At 41.4% G+C, this 23,309-nt stretch carries 18 protein-coding genes; 1 reads left to right on the forward strand and 17 read right to left on the reverse strand.

Annotated features, from left to right (window positions below):
- Nucleotides 1-217: 217 nt before the first annotated feature.
- The 10 genes from G4417_RS12015 to G4417_RS12060 form a co-directional block, all read right to left on the reverse strand.
- The gene (locus G4417_RS12015; protein ID WP_330598301.1) at nucleotides 218-988 is read right to left on the reverse strand and encodes a CPBP family intramembrane glutamic endopeptidase; all 771 of its coding nucleotides are present in this window, start codon (nucleotides 986-988) and stop codon (nucleotides 218-220) included.
- A gap of 68 nt (nucleotides 989-1,056) precedes the next feature.
- Nucleotides 1,057-1,704 (reverse strand): HAD-IA family hydrolase, encoded by a 648-nt coding sequence (locus tag G4417_RS12020; RefSeq protein ID WP_173683586.1) that lies wholly within the window; start codon nucleotides 1,702-1,704, stop codon nucleotides 1,057-1,059.
- 66 nt (nucleotides 1,705-1,770) lie between these two features.
- Nucleotides 1,771-2,766, reverse strand: a complete 996-nt coding sequence (locus tag G4417_RS12025) for a hypothetical protein (RefSeq protein WP_173683587.1) — start codon at nucleotides 2,764-2,766, stop codon at nucleotides 1,771-1,773.
- Nucleotides 2,750-4,006 carry a serine/threonine protein kinase gene (locus tag G4417_RS12030; protein WP_173683588.1) on the reverse strand — a complete coding sequence of 419 codons (1,257 nt, stop codon included), beginning with the start codon at nucleotides 4,004-4,006 and terminating at the stop codon, nucleotides 2,750-2,752. Before G4417_RS12030 ends, G4417_RS12025 begins: the two co-directional genes overlap by 17 nt.
- Nucleotides 4,007-4,429: 423 nt before the next feature.
- Complete coding sequence (argS, locus tag G4417_RS12035) at nucleotides 4,430-6,196, reverse strand: arginine--tRNA ligase (RefSeq protein WP_173683589.1); 1,767 nt, start codon at nucleotides 6,194-6,196, stop codon at nucleotides 4,430-4,432.
- 24 nt (nucleotides 6,197-6,220) lie between these two features.
- Nucleotides 6,221-7,093, reverse strand: a complete 873-nt coding sequence (locus tag G4417_RS12040; protein ID WP_173683590.1) for a DegV family protein — start codon at nucleotides 7,091-7,093, stop codon at nucleotides 6,221-6,223.
- A gap of 252 nt (nucleotides 7,094-7,345) precedes the next feature.
- Complete coding sequence (locus tag G4417_RS12045; protein WP_173683591.1) at nucleotides 7,346-8,605, reverse strand: ABC transporter permease; 1,260 nt, start codon at nucleotides 8,603-8,605, stop codon at nucleotides 7,346-7,348.
- Nucleotides 8,606-8,624: 19 nt separating this feature from the next.
- Nucleotides 8,625-10,637: a hypothetical protein gene (locus tag G4417_RS12050; RefSeq protein WP_173683592.1), complete on the reverse strand. Its 2,013-nt coding sequence runs from the start codon at nucleotides 10,635-10,637 to the stop codon at nucleotides 8,625-8,627.
- Between the two features lie 5 nt (nucleotides 10,638-10,642).
- Nucleotides 10,643-11,314 carry an ABC transporter ATP-binding protein gene (locus G4417_RS12055; protein ID WP_173683593.1) on the reverse strand — a complete coding sequence of 224 codons (672 nt, stop codon included), beginning with the start codon at nucleotides 11,312-11,314 and terminating at the stop codon, nucleotides 10,643-10,645.
- Nucleotides 11,311-12,789, reverse strand: a complete 1,479-nt coding sequence (locus G4417_RS12060; protein ID WP_173683594.1) for an efflux RND transporter periplasmic adaptor subunit — start codon at nucleotides 12,787-12,789, stop codon at nucleotides 11,311-11,313. The genes G4417_RS12055 and G4417_RS12060 overlap by 4 nt, the downstream gene beginning before the upstream one ends.
- A 321-nt stretch (nucleotides 12,790-13,110) precedes the next feature.
- Here G4417_RS12060 and G4417_RS12065 point away from each other — a divergent pair, with 321 nt between their 5' ends.
- On the forward strand, nucleotides 13,111-14,256 hold the full coding sequence (locus G4417_RS12065; RefSeq protein WP_173683595.1) for a hypothetical protein: 1,146 nt from the start codon (nucleotides 13,111-13,113) through the stop codon (nucleotides 14,254-14,256).
- Between the two features lie 60 nt (nucleotides 14,257-14,316).
- Here G4417_RS12065 and aspS read toward each other — a convergent pair whose 3' ends face one another.
- The 7 genes from aspS to G4417_RS12100 all read right to left on the reverse strand — a co-directional run bounded on the left by aspS (nucleotide 14,317) and on the right by G4417_RS12100 (nucleotide 23,129).
- Nucleotides 14,317-16,113, reverse strand: a complete 1,797-nt coding sequence (gene aspS, locus G4417_RS12070; RefSeq protein WP_173683596.1) for an aspartate--tRNA ligase — start codon at nucleotides 16,111-16,113, stop codon at nucleotides 14,317-14,319.
- A gap of 53 nt (nucleotides 16,114-16,166) precedes the next feature.
- Nucleotides 16,167-17,423, reverse strand: a complete 1,257-nt coding sequence (gene hisS, locus G4417_RS12075; RefSeq protein ID WP_026648797.1) for a histidine--tRNA ligase — start codon at nucleotides 17,421-17,423, stop codon at nucleotides 16,167-16,169.
- The gene (locus tag G4417_RS12080) at nucleotides 17,356-18,018 is read right to left on the reverse strand and encodes an HD-GYP domain-containing protein (RefSeq protein ID WP_243268798.1); all 663 of its coding nucleotides are present in this window, start codon (nucleotides 18,016-18,018) and stop codon (nucleotides 17,356-17,358) included. Before G4417_RS12080 ends, hisS begins: the two co-directional genes overlap by 68 nt.
- A gap of 17 nt (nucleotides 18,019-18,035) precedes the next feature.
- Nucleotides 18,036-19,571: a coproporphyrinogen dehydrogenase HemZ gene (gene hemZ / locus G4417_RS12085; RefSeq protein WP_173683597.1), complete on the reverse strand. Its 1,536-nt coding sequence runs from the start codon at nucleotides 19,569-19,571 to the stop codon at nucleotides 18,036-18,038.
- A complete protein-coding gene (locus tag G4417_RS12090; protein WP_173683598.1) occupies nucleotides 19,543-20,172 on the reverse strand; it encodes an MBL fold metallo-hydrolase in 630 nt (209 codons plus the stop codon). Before G4417_RS12090 ends, hemZ begins: the two co-directional genes overlap by 29 nt.
- A gap of 64 nt (nucleotides 20,173-20,236) precedes the next feature.
- The gene (locus G4417_RS12095) at nucleotides 20,237-22,567 is read right to left on the reverse strand and encodes a RelA/SpoT family protein (protein ID WP_008703728.1); all 2,331 of its coding nucleotides are present in this window, start codon (nucleotides 22,565-22,567) and stop codon (nucleotides 20,237-20,239) included.
- Between the two features lie 37 nt (nucleotides 22,568-22,604).
- Nucleotides 22,605-23,129, reverse strand: a complete 525-nt coding sequence (locus G4417_RS12100; RefSeq protein ID WP_173683599.1) for an adenine phosphoribosyltransferase — start codon at nucleotides 23,127-23,129, stop codon at nucleotides 22,605-22,607.
- Nucleotides 23,130-23,309: the final 180 nt, after the last annotated feature.

Raw genomic sequence — 23,309 nt, forward strand, 5'->3', positions numbered from 1 at the left:
TACTTATTTGTCAAACAGATATTCTCTGTTTAATTCAGTAAAAGGTTATTTCCGAATCCTAATCAAACTGTTAGGTTTTACTCTTTCCAGTACATCTAAATTTCCGTATACTGATTATTTTCTTTTTGCCTTAACATAATCTTTTTTCTAATAACAAAGACACCTGCATGTGTACTGTCATTCCACAATTGCAGATGTCTTTATCTTGTCTCTATTTTTATATCATTCTTTTCTTTTTTCTTATACTGCACATCTTTTCGAAATGGGTAAGGCAATATACCACACTGATCAACAGAATCAGATAGATTAATATGAGAATCTGTACCCCATATTTCATGGAATACAAATCCAGTGCATATTCTGAGATAAGCAGTGACCAGATGTTTGCTCCCATATGGAGCAGCATACTGCTGTAAATATTTCCACTCATTTCCAGTATCCATGCAAATGCAGTTCCGAGGATACTTGCGTATATTCCCTGCACGATATTTCCGTGATATATACCAAAGACCACTCCGGAAATCACTGCTGCCACCGGCAGCTTCATCCAGTCACGCAGACGCAGATAGATTAACCAGCGAAAGATCATTTCCTCTGCTGCCGGCGCAACGATTCCCATCCAGAAAATCATCATAAAAAGTGATTTTCCTTCTGTAATTCTGGTCATGCTCTCCTGATAGGTGCTGCTGTTGATAAATGACTGAAGTATTGCCATCAGGAAGTTTCCATATTGTGCAAATCCGGCTCCTGCCAGAAGTAAAAGAACTGTTTCCGATATAGAAAGCGGTACTTTTTTCTGCGCCGGGATCAGGCCGCCAGCAATTCTTCTAACTTTATCTCTTCGATAAAAATACAATGCCGGGATCATAGCCAGGATTCCTGTTAAGCCTGTGAGAAAAATCGTGTAATTATAGTATGTCTCTGCCGAATTTTCTGCTGTTCTTGCAAATACTGCCAACGCAGTCCCTGCAACGATCTGCGAAATCACAAAATGGATTCCTGCCGGATATCCTGCCCTCCAGATTTTAGAAACAATATTTTGTTTTCGCAGAGGGCTCAGGCGAAAAAATCTACGATTCCTTCTGCAGAATCAACGATTTTCAGAGGTTTTGCCTGTTTTAGCTCTTCTTCAGTTCCATATCCGAAAGAAACTGCAATACATTCCAGGCCAGCTTTGCGTGCTCCGTATACATCATGTTCTTTATCTCCAACCATAATAACCTGATCTCTGTGTTTGTCCATATTCAGACGTTTCAGAACATCTTCGATCACTTCTGTCTTGTTTGTTCTTCGACCATTCAATTCGCTTCCGCCGATTTCTGTGAAGTACCGGGTAAGTCCAAAATGATCCATGATCTGTCTCACATATACTTCCGGTTTAGAGGATGCTACTGCGAGAATATATCCTTTCTTCTCCAACTGTGCCAGCATGTTCTCAATTCCCGGATATACGGCATTTTCAAAGATTCCTGTCACAGAATAGCGTTCTCTGTAAATTTCCACCGCCTGTTTTGCGGTTGCCTCATCAATCTGTGCATATTGCATAAACATCTCCATAAGCGGCGGTCCTATGAAAACCTTCAGTTTCTCAAGGTCCGGTTCAGGCTTTCCAATTCTCTCCAGTGCATACTGAACAGATTTCGTGATACCCTCTCCGGATTCTGTTAATGTTCCATCTAAATCAAACAAAATTACTTTGTACATAGGTTCCTCCTGTCTCAAAAAAATTGATATAATATGATAAATTATAGCATTGTTTTCCTGAAGCGTCTATGAGGAAAAAATCCGGGGATTCATTTTTATCAGCTTTCCGCCTTGAGAGATAACCAACAATTCTATTTCTTTTACATTTTCATCTTCCGTATCCGGTATGATCCAGTCTCCTTCCCAATGCCAGGGACATTCTGTTTTGTTAAGCCGAAAAGAAAGAATCTGAACAGAGCCCCGGGATATTATCTGAATTCGCGGGGTATGGAAACTATCTGTATTTTGTGTGCAATGAAACTTAACAGCTTCATCTTTTACATGCGTGTATTCAACAGTATCCCCCTGGTTTTCTTTATTCTGAAACACTTTGGAATTACCTGTATTCTTGTTTTCTTTTTCTGTTTTCTTTGCTTTATTTTGTTTCTTCTTATTTTTCTTTTTTGACGGCTTAGGAGTTAGGGGCTGAGTTGATTTGGGTGTTTTTGTCGGCTTCGGATTTTTCGCAGGTTTAGGTGTTGGTACAGGTATTGATGTTGGGGTGGGTTTTTCTGATATCTTAACAGCGGATTCATTATCCGTCCGGGATGTTATCTGCATATTGTTATCTGTCTGAGGTTGAGCGTTCCATGCAGAATTATTATTCCGGACATTATTACTCTGAACATTATTATTCTGGGAATTATTATCCCACTGAGAATTATTGTTCCATTGACTGCTGTTATTCCAGTCAGTGTTATTCTGCTGTACACCATCCCATTGCTGTATATTATCCTGTGTTCCGTTTTCTATATCAGAATCATACTGATATCCATTGTCCTGGGCCTGATCGTTCTGTACAGGAGTTTCTGATGTGTTGTCTCCAGTCTGCCGGTTATTTTCCCACGTATTCTCCCAACTGCTCTGATTCCACTGCTGTTCCTGCCATTGCCAGCTACTGCTTTCTCCATTTCCTACATCAATATCAAAACCTCCCATCTGCATGGCAGAGATAGTCGAAGTCAGACACAGACATAAACATACAAATGTCACAATCCAGAGTCTGTTATGATTTTTCTTCACTCTTAGCCATCTCCTTTTCCCACAATCTCAGATTTCTGCTGACTGTATCGTCTAACATTGTTTCTTTCGACTTATATTCTGTCCATAGTGCCTGACCGGCTTCCTTTTTCCCGGTACGGAACAGGAACATTCCATATTCACCGTATCCGGCTCTGTAAGTTTCATCATAAAGAAGCATTTGCTCATAGTAGAATCCTGCATTTTCATAATTTTCCTGGTACTCACTGTTTACTGCCAGAATCTGTAATATCTTTCTGGACTCCTCTTTTTCAGTGCATTGTTTTTGTAATTTCCGCAGTCCGGTATCTGCCTGTTCACAAATTTTTTCCCTGTCCGCTTTACTGCCGTTTTGAAATTCTTCCTGATAATAAAGGTCTGTAATATCAGTTAGCTCTTCATAAAAATCAAATGTTTTGGAGCCGGATACCAGATCAGAACTAAACAGAAGAAAAACAGTTATTACTGCAAAAGCAATACTGCTCCCTGCCAAAACCAACATGTTTTTAATTTTACTCTGATTTTGTCTCTTCTGGATTCTGCTTAGTTTTTTCTGTACAGTCTTCATATTTTGATAACGCATTTCCGGTTTCTTCATGCAGCATCTGAAAATAAGCCAGAATAATGACATGTTCCGGATGAATAACAGACAATCTGTTTTTCCACATAAGGCAGATAATGTTTTTCCAAATGTATAAATATCTGTTGCTGCATTTATCTTTCCCTCATATTGTTCCGGCGCGGCAAAACCGGCAGTGCCTGTACATACTTTATGGTGATATTTATATCCGTTTACAGCACCGCCCAGATCGATCAGATATAATCTTCCATTCTCACCCAGCATCAGATTGTCAGGCTTCAGATCTCCATAATAAACCGGTGGTTTCCGACCATGAAAATAGGAGAATACATCTGAAATCTCCATTCCATATTTAACGATTTCATTTATGGAAAAATGTTTTCCGCCTCTTAAATACTCACCCAGAGATTTTCCCCTGACATATTCCATAACAAGGTAACATTTTCGGTTATCTTCTATGTAATCTATCATCTTTGGCAAAGACGGATGCGAAAGTTTCAAAAGCATACGAGCTTCACTTCTGTCGGATACCGGTATTTCTTTTACCGCCCACAAAACGCCTAGTTCCAGATCTCTGGCAAGGTAAACTTTCCCTCCGCCGCCTTTTCCAACAGGATCCAGAATACAGTAACGCCCTTTTAATACAGTTCCAGATAAATTCACTGGTTCACCTCCTGTTCAATTGTCAAACAGATAAAATCATCAGATTTGCTACTTGCTCATAACCGAATAACTGCTCCGCAGTTTATCTGAGCCAAGCAGATATTCACAATTCGTTTAAAATAAAAATGGAAAATGTGATGAAAGAATTTCATCACGTATAGATTAGATAAATACATGATAGCACATTTCGTTCTTTTTGAAAAGCCCCATTTACAATATATGTAAACAGGGCTTAGTATACGTTACTGTTCACTCCGTTCTCAGTAACGTAGCCAAAATTCATTCCAGATTGCCTGCGGCAATGAAATTTTGGCTTGTATGTCTCGGGATTTTGGCATATTCATGCCAAAACACCTCGCGGGATAGTGGTGTGTGAACAGTAACTAGCATACCAACAAGTTGATTTATTGATGAATCTTATTTTTACATTCTGTCCGGTGCAGAAAATCCAAGAAGATCGATACATGTCTCCAGAACTTTCTTAGTGAGTTTCAGCAACTGGATGAAGGAAGCTTTCTGTGCTTCGTTCCCTTCGCTGAGGATCTTTGTCTCATGATAGAAGCTGTTGAATGCATTGGATACTTCGTAAATATATGCACAGATCTTATGCGGTGCTTTTTCTTCAAAGGCGTTCTCTACGGTTGCACCAAAACCTGTCAGCTGAAGCATCAGGTTCTTCTGGCTGTCGTTTACAGGATCAAGGATTGTACCTGCTTCAAGGTTGCCGCCTTCTTCTGTAAAACGGTTCAAAATAGATTTGATACGAACAATTGTATAAAGGATATACGGACCTGTATTTCCTTCAAATGATGTAAATCTGTCAATATCAAAAATATAATCCTTAGTAGCCTGGTTGGAAAGGTCACCGTATTTGATGGCTGAAAGCCCTACAATCTCTGCAGTTTCTTTCGCATCTTTATCTTTCACGCTGCGGTTCTCAACAATCTTGGTAAACATCTCTTCGTTGATGTCTTTAATGAGAGTTTCCAGACGCATAACGCCGCCCTCTCTTGTCTTGAACGGTTTGCCGTCTTTTCCGTTCATGGTTCCGAATCCAAGGAAGGAAAGCTTTGTATCATCTTTTACAAGCCCAGTCTTTCTTGCACAGCGGAATACCTGGATGAAGTGAAGTTCCTGACGTTTGTCTACCACATACAGGATCTCATCCGGGTTAAATAATTTCATACGCTCTACGATTGTTGCAAGGTCTGTAGTTGTATAGAGAGAAGCTCCGTCTGATTTCAGAAGCATACATGGAGGAATCTCTTTTGTGTCGTTCTCTTCTTTTACATCTACTACAAGTGCGCCCTGATCTACATAGGCAAATCCTTTTTCTTTCATCTCCTCAACCATTCCTGGAATATATGGCTGTGCATCGGATTCCTTTTTCCAGAGATCAAACGATACGTTTAATTTGTCATAGTTGCGTTTCAGGTCTGTAACGGATACGTTCATGATATGGTTCCAGAGAGCCATGTATCCCGGTTTGCCCTGCTGAAGAAGATGAGTTGCTTCCAGAGCTTCGTTTCTGTACGCTTCATCCTCTTTGGACTTGCCGCTTGCACATGGATAAATTTCTTCCAGCTCACTGATCGTAAATGGTGCTTTCTCCGGATATTCTCCTGTATAAGAATCATCAAAATAAACCAGCTCCGGTTTTCTGTGTTTCAGTTCTGTAATGATCAGTCCCATCTGAAGACCCCAGTCTCCCAGATGAACATCACCGATTACTTTATGACCTACGAAACGGCCAATTCTCTTAATACTCTCGCCAATGATTGCAGAACGAAGATGTCCTACATGAAGAGGTTTTGCAACATTTGGTCCGCCGTAGTCGATGATGATTGTTTTCGGCTCTTTTGCTGCTGATACGGAAAGTTTCTCGTCTGCAGCCATTTCCTTTAAGTAATCTGCAAGGAATTCACCTTTTACTTTCAAATTGATAAATCCTGGTTTTACGACTTCTGCCATGGAGAAAACCTGACTGTCTTTTAAGTATGCTACTACATCATCAGCGATCATAAACGGTGCCTTCTTGTATACTTTGGCTCCTGCCATAGCACCGTTGCACTGAAATTCGCAAAGATCCGGTCTGTTGGATACGGTTACTTTTCCGTAGGATGGGTCGTATCCGGCTTTTTCAAATGCTGCGGAAAGTTCTTCCGCCATCTGTTCCATAAGTTTCTTCATTCTTTCCTAACTCCTCAAATTGTTTTATTCTACTACCACTTTTCTTGAACATGCAACTGCAATAGCACCATGTCCGATGTGGCATGCAACACTTAATGATAACGGATTCTGCACAATCTCAATTCCAGGGAATACTTCGGCAATTTCTCTCTTAAATTCCTCTGCTTCCTCCTGATTTCCTGTATAAGCAGACTGCAGGCACATTTCGCCACGTTTTACATATTCCGCGAAACGGTTCTCCCAGTCATTCTGCATAGCCTTGAGCATGACACGTTTTGCCTGCTTCTTGCCTCTTGTTTTGGAGTATGCATCCAGCTTATCTCCCTGAATCTGAAGTACAGGTTTCAGGTTCAGAACTGTTCCGATTGCTGCTGCAGCAGGAGTGATCCTTCCGCCTTTCTTAAGGTATTTCAAAGTTTCCAGGGTAATATAGATACTGGAATCCAGCTTCTGTTCTTCCAGAACCTGTTTGATCTGTGTCGCATTTCTACCCACATCTCTTAATGTGAGGGCATCCAGTACAGATTGTCTCTGTGTAACAGAAATTCTCTGATTGTCTACTACATGTACTCTTCCGTCATATTCCTGAGCCAGTCCCATTGCTGTATCGCAGGATGCACTCAGTCCGCTTGACATTGGAATGTGCACTACTTCATCATACTTTTCCAGTAATGTATTCCAGAGTCCGCATACATCTGCCGGCCCCGGCTGTGATGTAGAAATAGCCTCATCATTCTTAAGTCTCTCATAAAACTCTTCCTGTGAAAGAGTGATTCCTTCAAGATAAAGCTTCTCGTTAATATAAAAAGGCATTGGAATTACGCTGATTCCAAGTTCTCTTGCCTGGTCCTGTGTTATGCCGCTGTTACTGTCTGTGACAATGGCAATTTTTCCCATATTCATATCTCCTTTACTTCTGATCCACTTCAGATTTTTATGTATCAATTATCTTTTCATAAAATTACATACTATGTTCAGTTTATCATATTTTTTTATGTATCACAATCAGGAACCGATAATTTATTGCAAAAAAATTCCGCATAGATTGACCCATGCGGAATTTTGACTGTACGTTTCTATTCTTTTGTGATATTTATAACAGAATCAGTCCAACTCTCTTACAATCTTAATTGTTTTTCTGTACCGGGTTTATTCACTTCTCAATGCATCAATAGGATTTAAATTTGCTGCCTTTACAGAAGGAAGCAATCCAAACACTACACCAATCACTGTAGAAAACAATACTGCGATTACAATTGATGGTACACTGATTGCAGTAGGCGAACCAGTAACCTTTCCCACCACTTTCGACAGCCCGATTCCTGTTATCACTCCGATAATACCGCCAATACTGGTAAGTACAGAAGCCTCTGTCAGAAACTGTCCCAAAATAGTCTTCTTACGTGCCCCGATAGCCTTTTTCAATCCAATCTCTTTGGTACGCTCTGTGACAGAAACCAACATGATATTCATGACACCAATACCACCTACAAGAAGAGAGATACTTGCAATCCAAATCAACTGATTATTCGTACTCTCACTAAGCTTCTGCATATTCTTAACCTGCTCCATAATATCTTCAGCTTTGTATTTCATAGTTGTATTTCCGCCTGTATTTAAGGCTGCAATTAAATTATTCAGCACATCTGCTGCTGCATTTCCCACCGAACTCATGGTATCTGTGCTGTCCGCTTTCACAATTACATTCTGAGGAACATCAAATTTAAAGGAAATCGGCCAGCAACTGTCCGGGATCATCACACTTCCTACAATCGACTGATAATAAGTATAATATTCATCAATGCTGTTGATCGTCGGCTGATAATTTTCGTCCTGCCGGATTACTCCTACAATCGTATATGGCTCCTGATTAATCTCTACAGTCTGCCCCACCGGATTTTGCGACGGAAACAGATTCTGAGCTGCATTGTCATCGATCAGTGCAACTTTATTGTAATTTTTATAGTCATCTTTTACAAATCCCCGTCCTGACTGAATTACATATCCACAGGTAGCCAGATAGTTCACATCAATGCCGTAAACACTTCCACCTTCCAGACTGTTATTATTATTATAAATAGATGCGCTGGTACTGTTATAATAAAAAGTTGCATTCTCAACATGATCCAGATCTTTCACTTCTTCTTTTACATCATCTGTCAGGATCGGTGCTTTTGAGGAATTTCCATATTCCGCATCATACTGGTTATCTCCATCATACAGATAAATCTTTACCGTATTGGAACCTGCACCTATCAGATCTTCCTTAATCTGTTCACTGGTTCCCTTGATGGTAGAAACAATTGCAATAATAGATGCAATACCAATAATAATACCCAGCATGGTCAGGAAGGATCTCATCATATGTGACCATATTCCCTGAAAAGCCAGGCGTATATTTTCAAGCATAAAATGTCTCCCTTCTTAATTAATATCCATACATCTGATCCAGCGTAACTTCTTTCGTTTTGGCTCCCTCTTTCACATCTTTTCCATAAGGGAATGCGATCAGGTCATCTGCACTGAGTCCGCCTTTAACAATCACACTATAACCGCCGTCCACAGTTGCACCTACAGAAATTTCCTGTTTCTTCAGGACACCTTTATCATCTTTGTATACATAATTTTTACTGCTGTCACTTCTGACAAAAGCTTTCTGAATGACCATACTGTTTTCTGCAGCAGATGCTTCATAATTAACAGTAACCCAGTCCTGATCCTCCAGTTGGAGAGTTTTATCAGTCACCACTGCTGTAAATGCATAATAAGATACATTTGGATTACTGTTTCCATAATAACTGTTTCCGGTTACCGGATATTCCGAAACATCCATAACCTCTGCCTCAAAAGATCCGCTGGTATAACTTGTACAGTTGAGCTTTGTACCTTCTTTAAAATCATCGAGCATCAGTTCACTCACAGAACCTACCACATAAAATCCATCACTGCTTTTTATCTTGATCAGAGCATTACCGTCAGTTGTCTCACCACTTCCGGAATCTCCCACATAAGTAACCGTACCATCCAGTTTTGCACTGATAAGCTTTTTATTCGCTTTCTTTTCCAACTGTGATATCTTGATATCGCTTTCCTGAAGGTCCAGCTTTAGACTGGCAATCTTACTCTTCTGATACTTGATAGCATCTGCCCTGGAAACAGGGGTTTCAGTAGGTTCCACATCATTCCCACCAGGATTGTCATCTCCTCCGTCATCTGGATTCTCATCATATTTATCTGCATCTGCCAGTGTAAATTCCACCTCTGCAAATTCATATACTGGTTTCTCCAGAAAACTTCCGTTTACCAGATAATAACCTGTGCAGGAGGTTTTCAGATCATCATAGTCCGCTATTGTATCATTCTGATGAAATTCCAGACGGTACCAGTAACCACCCTGATTAACAACTTTGGTTCCATCAGGACTGTATCCTGCAAGTTTATTAAAGAATGAACCCATTACTGTTACTTTTTCTTTTGCACTGCTGCACAGGTATACATATGGATCATCCTCTGTGCCACTTCCTGTAAACGGAACAGAATCTGCATCCAGTTCCTGATAGAATGGCTCGTCTCCGTCTGTAATATTCGGATCACCTTTTCGATAATAGGGATCAAAATATGTGGTGCGATGATCCAACACCGGTGTTGGAGTCGGAGATACCTCTGGTGTATCGGCATTTCCCGGCTCAAATGAATTATCATTATTCCCATCCCCAAATTCATTTGCAGACGGATCCGCATATGCCGGAGTATCATTTACTGATGTAGTGTCAGAAGATTCATCTGTATTCTGACTGTCCTGTGTATCAGTACTTCCATTGCTGCCTTCTCCATTATCTGATGCAGCATCTGAAGCTCCCTCATCCGTAAACGCGGAAAGTAAAAGAGGATGAAACGCCGCTGCCAGATAATTGCCGGACATATCAGCAGCAGATGACATGGTATCATCCGGGGTCATATCATCATCTCCAGTGGTATCATTGTCGCTTCCTGTCGCAGAGTTCAGATTATCTGCAGCAGCACCTGCGTCTGTTTCCTCCACAGGACCACCATTTTGGAGACTGTTCAGTCTGTTTACCGCTTTATTTAAATCCTGTTCCAGTTTCTGCCGTTTAAGTTTCGCTATGTTCAGTTCCATTTCCACCAGGGTAGTATCAAAAGAAATCAGAGGATCTCCCTTTTTTACGGCATCACCTTTTGTCACATAAATCTGATCGATAATTAAATCTTTGTCACCATTTACAGTCTGTGTTGCACTTGACGTGATCATTCCGTCAAGAGTAGTTGCCGGAGTATAGAATTCCTGTAAAAGTCCACTTACAGGAGTAACTGCTACTGTTTTCTGACTGTTTTTCTTCAATTGCATCAGACCGGCTGTGATTCCGCTTCCGGCAATCGCCACCACAAGTACGCCAGCGAGGATTTTCTTGATTTTGCCCATGAAGATCACCTCTTTTCCTGAAGGATACCATCTTTGATCGTAACCACCCGCTTCGCATGTGCAGCAATATCTGCATCATGTGTGATCATCAATACCGATACCCCTTCATCATTCAGCCTCTGAAAAAGTTCCATAACCTGTGCGCCAGATTTACTGTCAAGAGCACCTGTCGGCTCATCCGCAAGAAGAAGTTTCGGATTGTTGACAATTGCCCTTGCAATAGCAACTCTCTGCATCTGGCCACCTGAGAGCTGATTGGGTTTAAAATCCACTCTGTCTGCCAGTCCTACCCTGTCAAGTGCTTTCAGGGCACGTTCTTTTCTTTCTTTTTTAGGTACTCTCGCATAATTTAGCGGCATCTCAACATTTGCCAGGGCACTCTGCTTGGGAAGCAGATGAAAACTCTGAAAAACAAACCCAATCTTATTTAACCGGATATCAGACATTTCATTCTCTGAGCATGCCTTAATATCCACTCCATCCAGAAAAAAAGTCCCCTCTGTCTGCTTGTCCAGACATCCGATAATGTTCATCAGAGTAGTTTTTCCCGAACCGGATGGTCCCATAATTGCCACGTATTCTCCTTCTTCCATGGAGAAATTCACATCTTTTAATACCGGAACCTTCATTTTACCCTGCTGATATTCTTTATATATACCCTTTAATTCCAGTATCATTCGATCCCCTCCACGTCTTCACCTGCGCTCATACCAGGTGCCTCATCGATTGGTACAAGTTCCTCATTTGGATCAATCGAGTCATCCGAACTGTCATCTTCAGAATTCTCTTCCATATCTGGATCTGTATAGGCTTCCCCATCTGCGGAATCTGGCTGTTCATCATCCATATTTCCCTGATCAGCATCCATATCTGTAATCCCGTCCGCGCCTCCGCTCATTGTCTGAGCCAGATCTCCGATCTCTGTTTTTTCGCCTTCTTCCAGAGCCGCTGTCGGGAATGCAATCGCATCTTTCTTTGTAAGACCATCAACAATCTCATATTCTCCAAGATCATCATCATGTTCTCCAAGTGTTACATAACGCTTCTCCAGTCTGTTCTTATCGCTGGCTGCCCATACATACGGTTCATTGGTATCTGTGTCCAGAATATAGTAATCACTGAGCCACAGACCGTCTTTTTTCTCATCCTGTCCGATGTCACGTTCTATGTACACATGCTGTCCAAGCATCAGATTCTCAGAGGAATCCAATTCCACATAAAAAGGATAAGAAGTAGACGTTGTCTGATCATCGGAACTGGTACTTGCCATACCCATATACATATCATTACTGCTGTCATCTGAAGTTCCATTATTCACATCTACGGATCCCATCGTTCCTTTCCATGTTTTACTGTTGTCTACTCTGGAACGGATGATCACTGCCTCTCCGGGTACAATAGAATCCCTGTTCTGTTCATTAACTTTACCTTTCACTCTGTAAGCACCTGTACTGAGAATTGTAATAAATGCAGAACTGTCCGAACTTCCGTCACCTGACGACATGCTACTGTCCATTGCACTGCTGTCATCCACAGAATCACCGTCATCACTTGTCATTTTGGAAGTGTCAATTTTCTGTATCACACCATCTATTTCACTTCGAACCTCTGTATTCTGTGTTGCGCTCTGAAGTTTATCAATTTCAGACTGTTTACTCTTCTGACTATATTCATTCTTCTTGAGATTCATTTTGTTAGTCTCGATTTCAATGGTATAGGACAGCTGATCTTCAGCCTTTGCTTTTTTCTTCTCCGCTTCCAGCGTAGCTATCTGTTCTGTCAGGCTGATCTGTTCATTTTTTAATCTATCCAGATCCAGTTGTGCCTGCTTCAGATCATCCTCAATACTGCTGAGATCATATTCAAAAAGAAGCTGTCCGGCCTTTACCTCTTCTCCGGTCTTAACTTCCACTTCTTTTACTTTTCGTCCACTTTCTATTTTTACATTTACAGTTTTCTGCGGTTCCACAACACCGGCAAACCGATTTACCGCTGTTGTTTCAGATCCAGTGATAACACTTACTTTTGACACATACACAATAGAATCACCAGTTCCACTCTGACCGCTTCCATTAAAGTGATACCAGACTCCGGTTCCGATACCGCCTGCTGCGATCAGGATTCCCAAAACGATAATAATACGTTTCTTCATAATTGCCTCCTTGATATTACCATATTGCCGTTCCTTTTATCTGCAGCAACACAGTATCTTCGTAACTGTTCCATATTTTGCAGTTGTCGAATCATCTTTATTATACACTATTGTATTTTTCCATCAAAATTATTCACTTTCCCATCATATCAGATTTCATTCTAAAATGAAAGCTTTATAAATCAACGGTGGCATTTTTCACAATTTTTTCACGTTTTTTTTATGAATTTCATTCATATTTTTCACTTTTTTGACAGTGACAGCAAAATCTGTTAAAATAGACAGTATAACATCCCAAAACTACGAAAGGAAAAAGTATGTATGAATATAAATAAACGTCTGATTCCTCTGCTCTCTATATTATTTATTCTGCTTGCTGTACCCATAAACAGTAGCTGTTCTCATAAAAATGAGTCAGATGTAAAGAACGTAGTCAAAACTGAACTGGATCAGCTCAAAAATCTGGATTCAGAAACCACGCAAAAATATATACCATATACGGAACTGTTTCCTGATGCTACGGAGAACACTGATTTATCTGATGAAATCACTGAAACATTTTCTCTCTTTTTCCGGAAATTTGATTACAAAATTTCGGATGTCAGCATCTCCGCAGAAAATAATTCTGCCACTGTTTCTGTTAAACTGACAACGATCAGTTCCCAGACTCTTGCCAGAGATTTCAAAACAGAACTTCTCCAAACTCAGATTACAGAAGCAGCTCAGGCTCAGACAGGAAGCACTAAAGATTCTTCCAGATCTCTTGAGGCTCATTATCTGATCCTGAATCATCTTCTGAATACCAATGAATATGATACAGCAGAAACAGACTGTTCCATACAGCTTGTCAATACCGGTAATAATAAAAAAGAAAAATGGAAAATCCAGCGTACTAATTCCCTGGAGGATGACCTTGTCGGCGGTCTTATTGCTGATCTGGCTGATCCGGATATTCTTTCACCGGAGGATACCCTGACTGTATATCTTGATACTCTCGAAAAACTGGATCTGAAAGAAATGAGTTCTTATCTGGGTGTTGTAAATATTATGAATACTTCTGATTCTTCTAAGAATTCCATTGCTGCAGCACTCGCAGAACAGATTCATAAAAATTTTAGATATGTTATAAAGTCCAGCAGCGAAAACGGATATAATGCAACCGTCACAACCCAGATTACTACCTTTGACAGCGATTCTATTTTATCCGAATATCAGTCTGAGCTTGATAAATACCTTACCTCTGCAGATGCAGTAATCGGTGGTTCACAGAAACGTTATGAAAAATCTCTTGAGATACTTCTTGACTGTATCAGTAAGAACACCGCCGTTACTGTTAATGACGTTGCTTTTGTCTTTATCAATGATGGAGTTTCCTGGAAGCTTCAGGACGAGGGAAGTACTCTGGGAAATGCAATTTTCGGCAATTTGACTGATTCGCCTCTGGATAATCCGGATAATAACAATTAAAAAACCATTCTTACATCTGCTGATCTGCAGACAGCCAGATGTAAGAATGGTTTTTAATCTTTATTCAGTTACTTCCTCAGGTCTGACTTCCAGTTCCAGTTCTTTTAACTGATCTTCACTTACACGACTTGGTGACTGTGTCATCAGGCAGGATGCATCTTTGACTTTCGGGAATGCAATGACATCACGAATACTGTCAACCTTAGCCATAAGCATTACCAGACGGTCAAGTCCGTATGCCAGTCCTGCGTGAGGCGGAACTCCGTATTTGAATGCATCCAGAAGGAATCCGAACTGTTCATGGGCCGCTTCTTTGGTGAATCCAAGTGCCTCAAACATTCTCTCCTGAATGTCATCCTGGTGGATTCTCACACTACCACCACCGATTTCATTACCATTTAATACGATATCGTATGCTTTTGCACGAACTTTTCCGGGATCTGTATCCAGAAGCGGAAGATCCTCTTCCATAAGCATGGTAAACGGATGATGCATTGCTGTGAAACGGTTCTCTTCTTCACTCCACTCAAGAAGCGGAAATTCTGTTACCCAAACAAAACGGTATTCATTCTTGTCAAGCAGATCCATCTGTTTTGCAAGTTCCAGACGAAGTGCACCAAGTACATCATAAACCAGTTTCTTCTTGTCTGCAGCGAACAGAAGCAAGTCACCGGCTTTACCATCCATAGCAGCTACCAGAGCATCCATCTCTTCATCTGTCATAAATTTGGCAAAAGAAGATTTTCTTGTGCCATCTTCAGCGATTGCAATGTATGCCAGACCTTTTGCGCCGTAACCTTTGGCAAACTCAACCAGTTTGTCGATTTTCTTACGAGGCATGGAGCCCTGTCCTTCTGCATTGATACCACGGACACTGCCGCCGTTTTCCAGAGCAGAAGTAAATACACTGAAGCCACAGTTCTTAACAACATCGCTTACATCGTGCAGTTCCATTCCGAAACGCATATCCGGTTTATCTGAACCGAATCTGTCCATAGCTTCCTGCCATGTGATGCGCTGGATTGGGAGTTTTACATCAATATCAAGAACTTCTTTAAACAGATATGCAAGAAATCTCTCATTTACATCGATAACATCATCAACATCTACAAAAGAAAGTTCCATATCGATCTGTGTAAATTCCGGCTGTCTGTCAGCACGAAGGTCTTCATCGCGGAAGCATCTTGCTATCTGAATATAACGGTCATAACCGGAGCACATCAGAAGCTGTTTATACAGCTGCGGAGACTGTGGCAGACCATAGAAATGTCCCGGATGAACACGTGACGGTACCAGATAATCTCTTGCACCTTCCGGTGTACTCTTTCCAAGCATAGGTGTCTCAATTTCAAGAAAACCTTCTTTTGCAAAGAACTGCCTTGTGAGCATCATAACTTTGCTTTTAAGCATAATATTTTTCTGAAGATCAGGTCTTCTTAAATCCAGATAACGATATTTCAGGCGGATTTCATCTTTTGTCTTACAGTTTTCCTCGATTGGGAAAGGAGGTACTTCTGCCTCGGACAGCACGCGGAGAGATTTTACACGCAGTTCAATCTCACCTGTTGCAAGATTCTTATTGACAGCACCGCCTCTTTCTTCTACCACACCGGTGACTGCGATCACAAATTCACTTCTGAGTTTTCCCGCTTTTGCGAAACCTTCTTCATCAATGCTGCCATTCTCAAAGATCAGCTGCATGATACCTGAGCGGTCTCTTAAATCTACGAAAATAATTCCGCCTTTATCGCGGGCTTTCTGAACCCATCCCATAAGGACGACTTCTTTTCCGATCATTTCCTTTGTCACTTCTGCACATCGGCATGTTCTGTGCAGTCCCTGCATACTTTCAGCCATGTTTTTTTCCTCTTTTCATGCTTTTCTATATTAATTATAAAATTTAACGACCTTTACACTCTGTCTCTAAAGAATTCAACAAACTCTGTATAACCTTCTGCAGTCATCTGATCTTTCTGGAATTTCTTATTCTTTTTCATAATAGAAATATTGATCTGAGTTCCTGCATTACGCTCTTCCTGAGCCTGTTTCAGAATAGTCAACATCTTATCAGCCGGCATATTCTTCTCAATAAGATATGCTTTCTTGCCATTTTTTGTCGGAATTTCGTAATTTCTCTCAAGGAGAAGCATTACAATCCTCTCAAATCCAATAGAGAAACCACATGCAGATGTATTGTTTCCGGTAAATTTACCGATCATCTCATCGTAACGTCCACCGCCGCCTACACTGCCGCCGAACTCATCCATAGAAATCTCGAAGATCGGACCTGTATAGTAAGACATTCCACGTACCAGAGTCGGATCAAAGGACATCCTGAAGTCTGCGGTTTTAACAGAATCCACAGTAGAAATAATAGTCTCAAGATCCTCGGCAACCTTAGGATCCAGAACATCTTTTAATTTCTCTTTGCAGTAACGAACACCCTCAATGTCAGAAGTGATCTCTTTGAAAAGTCCAAGGTAGGTATCAATGCTCTCTTTTGCAAATCCTTCCTTCTCCAGTTCTTCTGCAACACCTTCCAGACCAATCTTGTCCATCTTGTCCAGAATGATAAACACAGTGTCAAAGCTTTCCTGTGGGAATCCGCTGTACTGCGCCATCGCTTTTAAGATTTTTCTGTCATTGATGCGAATCGTAAAGTTGTGGAAATCCAGCTTTCCGAGCAACGTTGTGGTAGCAAGAACCAGTTCGATCTCAGCCAGATAAGTAGGCTCACCCAGAATATCAATATCACACTGCATAAACTGACGGAAACGTCCTCTCTGCGGTCTGTCTGCTCTCCACACATTTCCCATCTGAAGTGCCTTAAAAGGAGCCGGAAGCTCATTTGCATTGTTGGAATAATATCTGGAAAGCGGCACAGTCAGATCGTAGCGAAGTCCGGAGTCAACCAGATCACTTTCTTTCTCTGCTTCCGCAAGTTTCAGTTTCTCCCCACGTTTCAGGATCTTGAAAATAAGTTTCTCATTCTCTCCGCCCTGTTTACTGGAAAGATTTTCAATATGCTCCACACATGGTGTCTCTATAGATGAAAATCCAAATGTTCCGTATGTTTCACGAATCATGTTCATCACATAATTACGGATTTCCATCTCTTTTGGTAAAATGTCCTTCATACCGGTTACCGGTTTCTTCTTTAATGCCATGTTGTCCTCCTCTTTTATAAAAATTCTGCCCGTCTCCATTATGAACCACTCTCTGAAACGCAAGAAAAACCTGCATATCAAAATTCTTTACTTCATCGATCATCAGCCCCATAACTGAAGAAATATCAAATCCTCTTCTGTATGGTCTGTCAGAAATCAATGCTGCATATACATCACAGACTCTGAGTATCCGGGCACCTATGGGTATATCATCACCTGCTTTATTGGACGGATATCCACTGCCATCATAATTCTCATGATGGTACAGGATACTCTCCAATACAAAATCCGAATATCCCTGCCCTTTAAGTTCCTCATATCCCAATGTAGAATGCATCCGGACATACTTCAGTTCCTCAATCACCAGAGGATCCTGCTCCTGTCCGTTAATATAACTTGTCAGCTTCAGCTTTCCTATATCATGGAGCATTCCTGCTATTGCAAGCTCATAGCACTGTTCATGCGGCAGTCCCATCTCCTCTGCAACCGCATAAGCCAGATTACTTACCAGCATTCCATGATGCAGTTCAGAAGCAAGGTCAAATTCCAGAATCCTCTGCTGTGAACCTGCTGCTGTCTTTTGTACTGTGTCCAAAATGTTACCTCCACATCCTACAGCCAGGTAGCTATTGCTGTCCGTTTTCTCTCGATCATTTCATCAATGCGGGAAATATAATTAGAAACGTCTTTTACATTCTCCACACGCTCAATTCTCTGTCCATGGTCAAAGACCAGCTTGGAAGAACCGCCTGCCCCCAGTGCGATGATGGGCTGTTTTTCCTCCATAATCAGTATATTGTAAATTCCCGCTTTGTCAACCTTTGCATAGCCAACATTTTCAAAATTTCCCTTCATATTCTTCTGTCTATACAGATAATAAGGGCCCATTCCCATTTCATATGCGGTTTTCATGGTCAGATCCATAATCTCCTGATTATTCTCAAAAGACATTTCCTGATATTTCTCTTTAAAAATATTCAGCCTTGCTGCACGTTTCACTGCCAGTGAATGTACGGTAATACTGTCCGGTGCCAGTTCACGAACCTGTTCAAGAGTACGCTCTACCATGTGAATATCCTCACCCGGAAGACCTACGATCAGATCCATGTTAATGTTATCATATCCCAGCTCTCTTGCCAGATAAAACGCTTCTTTTGTCTGCTCCACAGTATGTCTGCGGCCGATAATATCCAGGGTTTCCTGATTCATGGTCTGTGGATTCACAGAAATTCTTGTTACCGGATACTCCCTGATCGCCATCAGTTTTTCATGTGTGATACTGTCCGGTCTGCCGGCTTCCACAGTAAACTCTGCCAGTCCTTCATAGCCAAAAGCTTCTCCCACTGTATCCAGAAGCTTACGGATCTGATGTGGAAGCAGTGTGGTCGGAGTACCGCCACCAATATAGATGGTATCCAGTTTTCTTCCCTTCATCATAAGAGCAGTCTCTCTTACCTCCCGGCAGAGAGCTTCCACATATTCATCTGTTCTCTGCTCCCACACTTTCAGCGGATAGGAGCTGAAGGAACAATACAGACAGATACTTGGGCAAAACGGGATTCCAATATAAAGGCTGTATCCATTTTCATAGTCAATATCCTTCAGAATCTCTCTTTCCCTGTTTGCAATAGTGATGGCAAGCGCTGTTTTCTGCGGGCTTACCAGATATCTCTCACGCATCTCCCGGGCTGCTTCCGTATTTTTCATTCCGGATTCGATCATTCCCATTGCCAGTTTGGCAGGACGTATTCCTGTCAGATTTCCCCATGGAAGAGTTCTGCCCGTCAGTTTTACCAACAACTGATACAGAGCATATTTGATAGTATCTTTATTCTCTTTTCTCAGAGCATGAGCATCCTGCATTCCATAGCCTGCATCCTTTTTAGAAAGTATGTCTGCGGAAATCACCCCTTTTTTCTCTGTTTCCTGTTTCGACAGATTCTCTGCCTTTTCGTATTTTATGATATAACTGTCATTATCCCGTTCCACACTGAAGCGGAGGTCATACTCTGCTTCATCATTTTCATAAAGAGTATGTATCTCCGCTTCGGGATAAAACGCTTTGATCAGTTCATAAACATCATGTTCAAAATCTCTGTTCTCAAACAGAATGCCTATTTTACACAAATGGATTATACCTCTTTTCATAACCAATAGTAGTAGATGCATCATGTCCGGGGAAAACCTCGGTCTCTTCAGGAAGTGAATCTACCAATTTATGGAGACTTCTCACAATTTCTGCTGTACTTCCACCCGGAAAATCCGTTCTTCCAACAGAGCCATAGAACACTGTATCACCGCTGAACAATACACCTTCATCTTTCAGATAATAACAGCAGCTTCCTTTGGTATGTCCCGGTGTATGGATCATCTGAACAGAAAATCCCGCCAGTCTGATAACATCCAGATCCTCCAGAAATACATCCGGCACAATAGAACATCCCTGTCCATAATGTACAGTCATATTGATCGAAGGTTCGCGGAGCATCTCCTCTTCCTGACGACAGGCATAAATCGGAATATTATATTTCTCCTTTACTGCCTGTGCAGCCAGAATGTGATCAAAATGTCCATGAGTAAGAAGAATTGCCACCGGTTTTCCACTCATCCGGGAAACCTTCAGTTCAATCTTCTCTGGACAATCTGCGGGATCAACAATGATCAGTTCTCCGGTTTCTTTATTCTTAAGGAAATAGCAATTTGTATATACTGGTCCCAATATACATTTCTGTAATTCTAAGTTCTTCATGTTATTCCTTTCTGTCAATCTGCAGCAGTTCCATAAAATAATGTTCCAGCAGATTTTCCCATGATCAGCCTGTAGTTCTCTCTACGTCAATGACACTCTCTACCTGACGGATCTTCTCGATCAGAGAACGCAGTTCCTCTTTGCTTCCAATCTCAAAACTCATGGAAATAGTTGCCTTCTCCTGCTTGCTTGTACGGCTGTTAATACTTCGCAGGTCAATCTTACGTTCTGTAAATATTTTAGAAAGATCCACAAGAAGCCCTGTACGGTTATTTGCATAAACCTGAATCTCAGCCATATACTTCTCTTTTTCCTTGGTATCAGGCTGCTGCCATTCCGCCTCGATCAATCGTGTCCTGTCCGTCTCAGACATATTCAGCACATTGACGCAATCTGTACGATGGATTGTGATTCCACGTCCTCTTGTAACAAAGCCTACAATCTCGTCACCCGGGATCGGATTACAGCACTTGGAAAAACGGACTGCCACATCATGGATTCCTTTTACCACAATTCCACTCTTGCTCTTGGCAATGTGAAGCTTCTCCTGTGTCTCAGAAGCAGCCTCAAGAACCTGCTCATCTGTCAGATTCTTCTTATTTTCCTTATCATAAGCCTCTACCAGCTTATTGAAAACCTGACCTTCTTTCAATCCGCCATGACCAATTGCAGCAAGTACTGAATCCCAGTCCCTGAAACCATATTTACGCAAAACAGCCTCCAGATACTGGGTTTTTGTATAATTTGCGATCTTAAATCCCTTTGCACGCGCATACTGCGCAAGCATCTCCTTGCCCTTAAGGATATTATCTTCTTTTAATTCCTTCTTGAACCACTGGTTAATCTTGTTCTTTGCCTGAGTACTCTTAACCAGTTTCAGCCAGTCGCGGCTTGGTCCCTGAGAATTCTGTGAAGTAATGATTTCAATACGGTCGCCGTTTTTGATCTCATATTCAATCGGAACCAGCTTACCGTTAACTCTGGCACCTACCATCTTATTTCCGACTGCACTGTGAACACTGTATGCAAAATCCACCGGTGTAGAACCGCTTGGAAGTGTTTTAACATCTCCCTGTGGAGTGAAACAGTAAACACTGTCCGCAAAAAGATCCAGGTCATTCTTCAGAAGACTCATGAATTCTTTGTTATCAGACATGTCTCTCTGCCATTCCAGAATCTGACGCAGCCAATTCAGTTTCTCTTCCTCACTTTTACCTACAGGAGCCTTTCCGTCAGACGACTCCTTATATTTCCAGTGTGCAGCGATACCATATTCTGCAGTTCTGTGCATTTCATAGGTACGGATCTGGATTTCAAAGGGCTGTCCGTTGGGTCCGATCAATGTGGTATGCAATGACTGATACATATTGGGTTTCGGCATGGCAATATAATCTTTAAACCGTCCCGGAATTGGCTTATACATCTCATGGATCACACCAAGGGCAGCATAACAATCCTTCACTGTATCTACAAGAATACGGACAGCAAATAAATCATAAATCTGATCAATAGTCTTATCCTGATTTACCATCTTCTTGTAGATGCTGAAAAAATGTTTTACACGTCCGTCCACCTGCGCCTTAATATTGGCATCATCCATATGTTTCTTAACTTCTTTTACAATCGCACCTACAAACTGTTCTCTCTCGCTTTTACGCAGGGCAACCTTATGCACCAGGTCATAATATACATCCGGCTTAAGGTATTTCAGCGACAGGTCATCCAGCTCTACCTTTATCTTGGAAATACCCAGACGCATGGCAATAGGAGCATAAATATCCATGGTCTCTCTGGCCTTTTCCTGCTGCTTTTCAGGACGCATATACTGTAAGGTACGCATATTATGAAGACGGTCTGCAAGCTTGATCAGAATAACTCTGATATCCTTAGCCATGGCAAGAAACATCTTTCTGAGGTTCTCTGCCTGAACTTCTACTTTATCCGCAGAATAAGATAACTGTCCCAGCTTGGTAACACCATCCACAAGAAGTGCAACCTCTGAACCAAATTCCTTCTCCACTTCCTCATAGGTCATCCAGGTATCTTCAACTGCATCATGAAGAAGACCTGCAACTATCGTTTCTTTATCAAGTTCCAGATCTGCCAGAATGATGGCAACACACAAAGGATGAATGATATATGGCTCTCCGGACTTTCTTTTCTGTCCTTCATGAGCTTCACTTGCAACCTTATACGCCTTCTCTATCATGGAAATATCTGTTGATGGATGATACTTCAGAACACTGTTTATCAGTTCTTTATAAAGCACCTCCGGACTTGTAAAATCATGCATGGTCTTTACTGCCGCATCTGCTCTCTTTACAGATTCCAGCTTCTCTTTTTCAACCTGCATTTCATCTTTTTTTGCTTCTGTACTTTTTGTTATCTCTGTCATATGCTCCCACCTGCCTGTCCTGCACAATCAGCTGTGCTTATTTACCATCATAACAAATTACGGACGCTACATCATACCCGTTCAGTCTTTCGCGTCCCTTTAAACCTGCAAGTTCCATGAGAAATACAACCTTGACAACCTCACCGCCAAGCTGTTCCACCAGCTTGATCGCTGCTTCGATCGTACCGCCTGTTGCGATCAGATCATCAACGATAACCACTTTCTGACCTGGTTTTATGGAATCTTTATGCATTTCAATCTCTGCACTGCCATATTCCAGATCATAGCTTACAGATACTGTTTCGCGGGGAAGTTTGCCTTTTTTACGAATCGGTACAAATGGTTTATGAAGATTATATGCGATCGGTACACCAAAGATAAAGCCTCTGGACTCTGTTCCTGCAATCACGTCCACATCTACATCCTTAAGGCAGTCCTGCATGGAGTCGATTGCCAGCTGCAGGCCATCTGCATCCTGCAGAACACTTGTAATATCTCTGAAAATAATCCCCGGTTCAGGAAAATCCGGTATACTTAATACATAATCTTCAATTTTCTTCATTTTATTTCTCCTCCAGTGTGTGTTATATTGCTGTTCGCTCATAAATATTCTATAGTATATCACCTTTTTATTTCAGAATCAAGTTACTGTTAAGCCCTGACATTTGTATTGTCAAGCTTACATTACTGTTCACACCGTTCTCAGTAACAAGTCTGCTGACGGATACGAAACAAGCGGTAA

It is taken from the genome of Blautia wexlerae (assembly GCF_013300825.1).
GTDB classification, from domain to species: domain Bacteria; phylum Bacillota; class Clostridia; order Lachnospirales; family Lachnospiraceae; genus Blautia_A; species Blautia_A wexlerae_B.

What these genes read in the sequence shown, in the direction of transcription:
- aspS (WP_173683596.1), bottom strand. Translation starts at nt 16,113, where the DNA reads ATGGCTGAAAGTATGCAGGGACTGCACAGAACATGCCGATGTGCAGAA.
- hisS (WP_026648797.1), bottom strand. Translation starts at nt 17,423, where the DNA reads ATGGCATTAAAGAAGAAACCGGTAACCGGTATGAAGGACATTTTACCA.
- G4417_RS12055 (WP_173683593.1), bottom strand. Translation starts at nt 11,314, where the DNA reads ATGATACTGGAATTAAAGGGTATATATAAAGAATATCAGCAGGGTAAA.
- hemZ (WP_173683597.1), bottom strand. Translation starts at nt 19,571, where the DNA reads ATGAAAAGAGGTATAATCCATTTGTGTAAAATAGGCATTCTGTTTGAG.
- G4417_RS12090 (WP_173683598.1), bottom strand. Translation starts at nt 20,172, where the DNA reads ATGAAGAACTTAGAATTACAGAAATGTATATTGGGACCAGTATATACA.
- argS (WP_173683589.1), bottom strand. Translation starts at nt 6,196, where the DNA reads ATGAAGAAACTTATGGAACAGATGGCGGAAGAACTTTCCGCAGCATTT.
- G4417_RS12045 (WP_173683591.1), bottom strand. Translation starts at nt 8,605, where the DNA reads ATGCTTGAAAATATACGCCTGGCTTTTCAGGGAATATGGTCACATATG.
- G4417_RS12095 (WP_008703728.1), bottom strand. Translation starts at nt 22,567, where the DNA reads ATGACAGAGATAACAAAAAGTACAGAAGCAAAAAAAGATGAAATGCAG.
- G4417_RS12050 (WP_173683592.1), bottom strand. Translation starts at nt 10,637, where the DNA reads ATGGGCAAAATCAAGAAAATCCTCGCTGGCGTACTTGTGGTGGCGATT.
- G4417_RS12040 (WP_173683590.1), bottom strand. Translation starts at nt 7,093, where the DNA reads ATGGGAAAAATTGCCATTGTCACAGACAGTAACAGCGGCATAACACAG.
- G4417_RS12100 (WP_173683599.1), bottom strand. Translation starts at nt 23,129, where the DNA reads ATGAAGAAAATTGAAGATTATGTATTAAGTATACCGGATTTTCCTGAA.
- G4417_RS12020 (WP_173683586.1), bottom strand. Translation starts at nt 1,704, where the DNA reads ATGTACAAAGTAATTTTGTTTGATTTAGATGGAACATTAACAGAATCC.
- G4417_RS12065 (WP_173683595.1), top strand. Translation starts at nt 13,111, where the DNA reads ATGAATATAAATAAACGTCTGATTCCTCTGCTCTCTATATTATTTATT.
- G4417_RS12060 (WP_173683594.1), bottom strand. Translation starts at nt 12,789, where the DNA reads ATGAAGAAACGTATTATTATCGTTTTGGGAATCCTGATCGCAGCAGGC.